This is a genomic window from Streptomyces sp. NPDC005805, assembly GCF_040630445.1.
GTDB lineage: Bacteria > Actinomycetota > Actinomycetes > Streptomycetales > Streptomycetaceae > Streptomyces.
Genome location: NZ_JBEXXN010000029.1, coordinates 74,276 through 82,514, shown reverse-complemented (window position 1 = coordinate 82,514; position 8,239 = coordinate 74,276). Strand labels below are relative to the sequence as shown.

Genomic DNA, 8,239 nt, shown 5'->3' with positions numbered 1-8,239 from the left:
ATCTGCCGCACCGAGTGCTGCGGCAGATCAGAGAGGTGAGGAACAGCCTTCATGGGGCGTCGGCTCGTACCACTCACACTGGACAACCCCCCGGACCCCCGCGCCTCAAACGCCGGCGAGGCTGGAAGGTCTCCGGCGAGGCTGAGAATCCAGCCCGTCCGGCGTTTGAGGACACCGTGCGAAGCGCGGTGCAGCCCGGACGGCGGGGGCCGGAACAGTCGGCCCCGCCTACGCGAAGCGCTGCCCCGCCGACCCGTCGCACGCCCGCAGCCGCAGCGCCTCCCCCTTCACCGCCGCCGTCGCGCACAGCGACTGCGCACCGGCCGGGCGCAGCGTGTCGCCGACCCGTACGAAGCGCTGGTTCTCGCCGCCGTGGCAGTCCCACACGATCAGGCCCGCGCCCGCGCGGTAGTCAGCGCCCCGGACGTCCAGGCAGCGGTCCTGGGTGAGGGCGGTGTGGACCGAGCCGCGGGACGTGTCGTGCCACCACGCCTGGTTGCGGCCGTCGTGGCAGTCCCAGCCCAGCACCGCCGTGCCGTTGCGGGTGACCGCGCCCTCCACGTCCGCGCACGGGCCCGCCGCCGACCTCAGCGGGCGGAAGGCGTCGTCCCAGGCGAACGGGAAGAGCTTCGGGCTGCCGGTGGAGGCGACGTCCGCGCAGCTCGCCTCGTTCAGGCCCGAGTTCCAGAGCTGGGTGAGGCAGCTCGCGAAGGCCGCGTGCCCGCGCGCGTTCGGGTGGAAGGACTGGCGGACCGAGTTGGCGTCCGGCGGGAAGGGGTTGGAGAGGTCGACGTAGAGTCCGCGCGCCCACGCGTCCTCGTGGCAGACCTCGTGGCCGTGGAAGAGGCGGGAGTTGTCCAGGTAGACCGCGCCCGTGGTGCGGGCCGCCTGCCGGATGCCGCGTTCGAAGGCCGGGACGGCGGTGTTGCGGCCCCACACGGTGTCGGAGTCGTAGCCCATGCCGCCGCAGATCAGCTTGCCGGGGAACTTCGGGTTGTCGCGGAAGTCGGGGCCGATCGGGCTCGGGTAGCTCATCAGGACGAGCCGGTAGTCGGTGTCCGCGTACCCCGCGTCGCGCATCACGGTGCGCAGGTCGCGCGCGGTCTGCTCGACCTTGGGGACGAGGCCGTCGACGCGGGCCTGCCAGCCGGGCGCGTACTTCGGCTCGCAGGGGCCCTGGATCAGGATGAAGCGGGTGACGCAGTCGGTCATGACCGGGCCGAACTGGAGGTCGTCGTTGGCCCCGGCGACCAGCAGGACCATCTTGATGCGGGTGTTGCGGGCCTTGATCGCGAGGTTGTCGCTCTGGACCAGTTCGTCGGCGTACTGCTTCGTCCCGCCGATGCGGATGTTGACCGAGGAGGCGCCGGAACAGGAGACGTTGTAGGTGACGTCGGCGGCGATGCCGGTGCGGTGGACGGCCGCCTCCGGGGAGCGGTGGCACCAGTTGTCGGGGCCGTTGGTGCCGGGGTCGTAGGTGCCCACGCCCTCGCCGGAGATCTCGCTGTCGCCGAGCGAGATCAGGCCCGTCTTCCGCTGGGCGAGGGGGCGTTCGGCGGGGCTGCCGTAGAGCGCGGTGGCCTCGGCGGCGCGGATCGCCTCCAGTTCGGGCGGCAGCGGGACGGCGGCGGTGCGGGGGCCGGTGCCGGACGCGGCGGGAGCCGGGGCCGCCGTCGCGGCGGACCCTCCGAGCACGGTGGCGAGGAGGACCGCGGCCGCCACCGTTCTTGAGAGCATGCGAAGTCCTGTTCCTGAACGCTTCATTGCGCCTCCGCGGGTTGTGGTTACCCGGGGTATTTACTGGCGGGTAGCGCGGTTGGGAATACGCAGAACAAGACAACTGCTCAACTTTTCGAGCGTTCGAGCGGAAGCCGGAGGAAGGACGAGCGATGAGCGGCACCGAGGCGGCGGACGGCAGCAGGCACGGCGACACGACCGGGGGCGCTGCCGGCGCCGGCAGTGGGGAGGCGTTCCGGGTCGAGCGCGACTCCATGGGCGAGGTACACGTCCCCGCGGACGCCAAGTGGCGGGCCCAGACCCAGCGGGCGGTGGAGAACTTCCCCCTCTCCGGCCAGCGCCTGGAGCGCGCCCACATCGAGGCCCTGGCGCGCGTCAAGGGCGCCGCCGCAGTGGTCAACGCGCGGCTCGGCGTACTGGACAAGGAGGTCGGGGAGGCGATCGCGGAGGCCGCCGAGGAGGTTGCCGAGGGCCGGTGGGACGCCCACTTCCCCGTCGACGTCTTCCAGACCGGCTCCGGCACCTCCTCCAACATGAACGCCAACGAGGTGATCGCCACCCTCGCGACCGAGCGCCTGGGCCGCGGCGTCCACCCCAACGACCAGGTGAACGCCTCCCAGTCGTCCAACGACGTCTTCCCCTCCTCCATCCACATCGCCGCCACCGCCGCCGTGACCGGCGACCTGGTCCCGGCCCTGGAGCACCTGGCGGCCTCCCTGGAGCGCAAGGCGGCCGAGTTCGCGGCCGTGGTGAAGTCGGGGCGCACCCACCTGATGGACGCCACGCCCGTCACCCTGGGCCAGGAGTTCGGGGGGTACGCGGCGCAGGTCCGGTACGGGATCGAGCGGCTGCGGGCGGTGCTGCCCCGGCTCGCCGAACTGCCCCTGGGCGGCACCGCGGTGGGGACCGGCATCAACACCCCGCCCGGCTTCTCGGCGGCCGTCATCGCCGAGGTCGCGCGGACCACCGGGCTGCCGCTGACCGAGGCGCGGGACCACTTCGAGGCCCAGGGCGCGCGGGACGCGCTGGTGGAGACCTCGGGGCAGCTCCGCACGATCGCGGTCTCGCTCACCAAGATCTGCAACGACCTGCGCTGGATGGCCTCCGGCCCGCGCACCGGTCTCGCCGAGATCGCCCTGCCCGACCTCCAGCCCGGCTCCTCGATCATGCCCGGCAAGGTGAACCCGGTGGTCCCGGAGGCGGTCCTGATGGTCGCCGCGCAGGTCACCGGCAACGACACCACGGTCGCGGTGGCCGGGGCGGCGGGCAACTTCGAGCTGAACGTGATGCTCCCGGTGATGGCGAAGAACCTGCTGGAGTCGGTACGGCTGCTGGCCAACGCCTCCCGGCTGCTCGCGGACCGGACCGTGGACGGCATCACCGCCAACGCGGAACGCGCCCGCGAGTACGCGGAGTCCTCCCCCTCCGTCGTCACCCCCCTCAACAAGTACATCGGCTACGAGGAGGCCGCGAAGGTCGCCAAGCGGTCCCTCGCGGAGCGGAAGACGATCCGCGAGGTGGTCCTGGAGTCCGGCTATGTGGAGCAGGGCGCGCTGACCCTGGAGCAGCTGGACGAGGCGCTGGACGTGCTGCGCATGACCCACCCCTGACCGCGCCGGTCCCGGTCCCGGGCGGGCGGCCCGCGCGGCACGCCCCCGTGACCGGGATCGCGGCGGCCGGCGAGGGGTACTCCTAAGATCTGCTCATGACAGGGACGGAACGCATCGCACGCTGGACGCCGGGAGACCACATCCTGTGGCGGTACCGCGGCCATGCCCCGGACCTGGACGGCTGCTCCGTGCACATCTGCCGGCCGGTGACGGTCGTCCAGGACACCGAGGACCTGCTCGCCGTGTGGATGGCGCCGGGCACCGAGTGCGTGAAGCCGGTGCTCGCGGACGGTACGCCCGTCCATCTGGAGCCCCTCGCCACCCGCTACACCGCCCCCCGGACCCTCACCACGGACCGCTGGTTCGGCTCCGGGGTGCTCAAGCTCGCCCGGCCCGCCGACCCGTGGTCGGTCTGGCTGTTCTGGGAGTCGGGCTGGCGGTTCAAGAGCTGGTACGTGAACTTGGAGGAGCCGCGCACCCGTTGGGCCGGCGGGGTGGACTCCGAGGACCACTTCCTCGACATCTCCGTCTACCCGGACCGCACCTGGCTCTGGCGGGACGAGGACGAGTTCGCCCAGGCGCAGGCGGTCGGGCTGATGGACGCGGCCAAGGCGGAGCGGGTGCGGGAGGCCGGGCGGGCGGCGGTGGCGGCGATCCGGGCCTGGGAGGCGCCGTTCTCCTCCGGCTGGGAGCACTGGCGGCCGGACCCGTCGTGGACGGTGCCGCGGCTGCCCGCGGACTGGGCGGCGGGCGTCCCGGAGCGCCGGCTGGCGTCGTAGGCACTCCCCGGCCCGGAACCGCGCGGACGGACACGGCACCGGGCCGGCCCCGGTGGGCGGACGGACACGGCACCGGACCGGCCCCGGTGGGCGGACGTGGCGCGCGCCGGGGTTGACGTGGACCGGATCTGGCCGAAAATTTGCGTTTCGCTCCTCGCGGTGCCCGATCTCTCCGGTCCTGCCGCCTCCACCGCTGCCGCTCTCTGTCCGATTCCGGTCAGGGAACGCGCTCCGGCGCGTACGACCTCGTGAGACTCTTGATGCGCCCCCTGGGGGCAAACGTAGGATCGTCCTCCGCGGTGCCGCATGTCACGAGGGAGAGTGCGCAGGACAGACCGCACGTCAGTACCAGTCACCGAAGTCAGCACGAGTCGCACAGAGGGGGTCGAGCCGTGCCGGACGTCCGCCGTCCCGCCGGGGCCGGTCCCCGGACGGGTACCCCGCCCTTCGCGGCGCACCCGCGCAGCGGTGTCCGCCGCACCGGCGCCGGACACTCTCCAGCGATCACCGCGCACCACCGGCACGGACGGACGGAACCCCAGGCGTGACGGAGCACCCCACCGCCCATGAAGGCCGGCAGCCCCTGGCTGCCCGGTCGCAGGAACGCACCCGGCCGCGGGCGCAGGCCGCCGGGTCCGTGCCCGCCGGTCCGGCGCCGGCCCCCGGGTCCGTGCCCCAGCCGCACACCGTCCAGGCCCCGGCGCAGGACCTCGCCGGGATCGCCCGGCGGGAGGGCGACCGGCTGCGCTTCGTGGGCGCGGCGACCCGGCGGATCGCGCGCGGCATCGACCTGGACGAGATCGTCCTCGGGCTCTGCCGGGCCACCGTGCCCACCTTCGCCGACGCGATCCTCGTCTATCTGCGGGACCCGCTGCCGGTCGGCGACGAGCGCCCCGTCTCCCCGTTCGTACTGCGGCTGCGGCGCAGCGACCGCCTGCGCTCCGCCGAGGAGGGCGGCGCCGAGGCCGCCGGCTCCGGTTCCGGCGCGCTGATCCCGGTCCTCGACCCCGGCACGGACCTGGCCCCGGCCGCCGAACTGTGCGAGGTCCGCTCGGGCGGCGCGCTCTCCGAGGTGCTGCGCGGGGTGCGCCCGGTCTTCGGCGACTCGGCAGCCGCCCGCGCCGCCCTGCCCGAACTGCTCGGCGACGGGCGGAGCGTGCCCAGCGGGCACCGGGCGATACTCGCCCCGCTGCGCGGCCGCCGCCGGGTCATCGGCGCCGCCGTCTTCCTGCGCCGCCCGGACCGGCCCGCCTTCGAGCCCAACGACCTCCTGGTCGCGGCCCAGCTCGCCACCCACACCGCCCTGGGCATCGACAAGGCCGTCCTCTACGGCCGCGAGGCGTACATCGCGGACGAGCTCCAGCGGACCATGCTCCCCGACTCGCTCCCCCAGCCCACCGGCGTCCGCCTCGCCTCCCGCTACCTCCCGGCGGCCGAGACCGCCCGGGTCGGCGGGGACTGGTACGACGCGATCCCGCTGCCCGGCAGCCGGGTCGCGCTGGTGGTCGGCGACGTCATGGGCCACTCCATGACCTCCGCCGCGATCATGGGCCAGCTCCGCACCACCGCGCAGACCCTCGCCGGTCTCGACCTGCCGCCCCAGGAGGTCCTGCACCACCTGGACGAGCAGGCCCAGCGCCTGGGCACCGACCGCATGGCCACCTGCCTGTACGCGGTGTACGACCCGGTCTCGCACCGCATCACCATCGCCAACGCGGGCCATCCGCCGCCCATCCTGCTGCACCTGGGCGGCCGGGCCGAGGTGCTGCGGGTGCCGCCCGGCGCGCCCATCGGCGTCGGCGGGGTGGACTTCGAGGCCGTCGAGCTGGACGCCCCGGCGGGCGCGACCCTCCTCCTCTATACGGACGGTCTGGTCGAGTCCCGGCTGCGGGACGTGTGGACCGGGATCGAGCAGCTGCGGGAGCGCCTGGCCGCGACCGCCCAGCTCACCGGCCCGGACCACTCGCCGCCGCTGGAGGCCCTCTGCGACGACGTGCTCGACATGCTCGGCCCCGGCGACCGGGACGACGACATCGCCCTGCTCGCGGCCCGTTTCGACGGGATCGCGCCGAGTGACGTCGCCTACTGGTTCCTGGAGCCGGAGGACGCGGCCCCCGGCCGCGCCCGCCGCCTGGCCCGCCGCGCCCTGGAGCGCTGGGGCCTGGCGGACCTCTCGGACTCGGTGGAACTGCTGGTCAGCGAGGTCGTCACCAATGCCGTGCGGTACGCGGAGCGGCCGGTGATGCTGCGGCTGCTGCGGACCGACGTGCTGCGCTGCGAGGTCGGCGACGACTCCCCGCAACTGCCGCGGCAGCGCCGTGCCCGGGACACCGACGAGGGCGGCCGCGGTCTGTTCCTGGTGAACCGGCTGGCCCGTCGCTGGGGCGCGACCCGGCTCTCCACGGGCAAGGTCGTCTGGTTCGAGCTGCCCACCCGGGGCTGACACTCCCCGAGCCGACCCGTCGAGCGACCCCGCTCATATGCGGTACAAGTCCGGATTCCATCCAAATGTTGCCGGAGGGGTGTCGTAGGAGTTCACTGGGGCACACGGCCGAAGCGACCACAAACCCCAGATCGACGGGAGGACGCTCGTGTCCGAGTCACCCCCCAGGGCACCCTTCACCACCAGCAACTCCGGTATCCCGGTCGAGAGCGACGAGCATTCCCTGACCGTGGGACCGGACGGTCCGATCCTGCTCCAGGACCACTACCTGATCGAGAAGATGGCCCAGTTCAACCGTGAACGGGTCCCCGAGCGGGTGGTGCACGCCAAGGGCTCGGGTGCCTACGGCTTCTTCGAAGTCACCAACGACGTCAGCCAGTTCACCAAGGCCGACCTCTTCCAGCCGGGCCGCCGCACCGACATGCTGGCCCGCTTCTCCACGGTCGCGGGTGAGCAGGGCTCCCCCGACACCTGGCGCGACCCCCGGGGCTTCGCGCTGAAGTTCTACACCGAGCAGGGCAACTACGACCTGGTCGGCAACAACACCCCGGTCTTCTTCGTGCGCGACACGATCAAGTTCCAGGACTTCATCCGGTCCCAGAAGCGCCACCCGGTCACCGGGCTGCGCGACCACGACATGCAGTGGGACTTCTGGACCCTCTCCCCGGAGTCGGCCCACCAGGTCACCTGGCTGATGGGCGACCGGGGCATCCCGAAGACCTACCGGCACATGAACGGCTATGGCTCGCACACCTATATGTGGATCAACGAGGGCGGCGAGCGGTTCTGGGTGAAGTACCACTTCAAGACCGACCAGGGCATCGACTTCCTCACCCAGGAGGAGGCCGACGAGGCCGCCGGCACCGACCCCGACCTGCACCGCCGCGACCTGTTCGAGGCGATCGAGTCCGGGAACGGGCCCTCCTGGACCCTGAAGGTCCAGATCATGCCGTTCGACGACGCGCCGGACTACCGCTTCAACCCCTTCGACCTGACGAAGGTGTGGCCGCACGGCGACTACCCCCTGATCGACGTCGGCCGGATGGTCCTCGACACCAACCCCGAGGACTACTTCATCCACATCGAGCAGGCCGCCTTCGAGCCGTCGAACATGGTCCGGGGCATCGGCCCGTCGCCGGACAAGATGCTGCTGGGCCGGCTCTTCTCGTACCCGGACACCCACCGGTACCGGATCGGCGCGAACTACACGCAGCTGCCGCCCAACCGGCCGCGTTCGGCGATCAACTCGTACGCGAAGGACGGCGCGATGCGCTACGAGCCCTCGTACGCGTCCCGCCCGTACGCGCCGAACTCCTACGGCGGTCCGGCGGCCGATGTGGCGCGCTTCGGGGAGCCGGCGGGCTGGGCGACGGCGGGCGAGATGGTGCGCGAGGCGGCGTTGAAGCACCGGGACGACGACGACTTCGGGCAGGCGGGCACCATGGTGCGCGAGGTCCTCGACGACGCCCAGCGCGAGCGGCTCGCCTCCAACATCAGCGGCCATCTCCTGGACGGGGTGAGCCGGCCGGTGCTGGAACGGGCGCTGCAGTACTGGCGGAACGTGGACAAGAACCTCGGCGACACGGTCGCCAAGAAGGTCAACGGCGGCTGACGCCGACCCACCGCCCGCACACGGGAAGGGGCGTCCCCTCGGGGGCGCCCCTTCCCGT

At 72.7% G+C, this 8,239-nt stretch carries 5 protein-coding genes; 4 read left to right on the top strand and 1 reads right to left on the bottom strand.

The genetic code is table 11. From position 1 onward, the window contains the following. Positions 1-228 precede the first annotated feature (228 nt). Positions 229-1,737: a ricin-type beta-trefoil lectin domain protein gene (locus ABZ457_RS18080; protein ID WP_359158554.1), complete on the bottom strand. Its 1,509-nt coding sequence runs from the start codon at positions 1,735-1,737 to the stop codon at positions 229-231. 152 nt (positions 1,738-1,889) lie between these two features. Between ABZ457_RS18080 and ABZ457_RS18075 the strand changes: the two genes are divergently transcribed. The 4 genes from ABZ457_RS18075 to ABZ457_RS18060 all read left to right on the top strand — a co-directional run bounded on the left by ABZ457_RS18075 (position 1,890) and on the right by ABZ457_RS18060 (position 8,181). After that, positions 1,890-3,347: a class II fumarate hydratase gene (locus ABZ457_RS18075; protein WP_359158553.1), complete on the top strand. Its 1,458-nt coding sequence runs from the start codon at positions 1,890-1,892 to the stop codon at positions 3,345-3,347. A 95-nt stretch (positions 3,348-3,442) separates the two neighbouring features. After that, positions 3,443-4,126: a DUF402 domain-containing protein gene (locus ABZ457_RS18070; protein WP_359158552.1), complete on the top strand. Its 684-nt coding sequence runs from the start codon at positions 3,443-3,445 to the stop codon at positions 4,124-4,126. 544 nt (positions 4,127-4,670) lie between these two features. Further along, positions 4,671-6,569: a SpoIIE family protein phosphatase gene (locus tag ABZ457_RS18065; protein WP_359158551.1), complete on the top strand. Its 1,899-nt coding sequence runs from the start codon at positions 4,671-4,673 to the stop codon at positions 6,567-6,569. 148 nt (positions 6,570-6,717) lie between these two features. After that, on the top strand, positions 6,718-8,181 hold the full coding sequence (locus ABZ457_RS18060) for a catalase (protein WP_359158550.1): 1,464 nt from the start codon (positions 6,718-6,720) through the stop codon (positions 8,179-8,181). Positions 8,182-8,239: the final 58 nt, after the last annotated feature.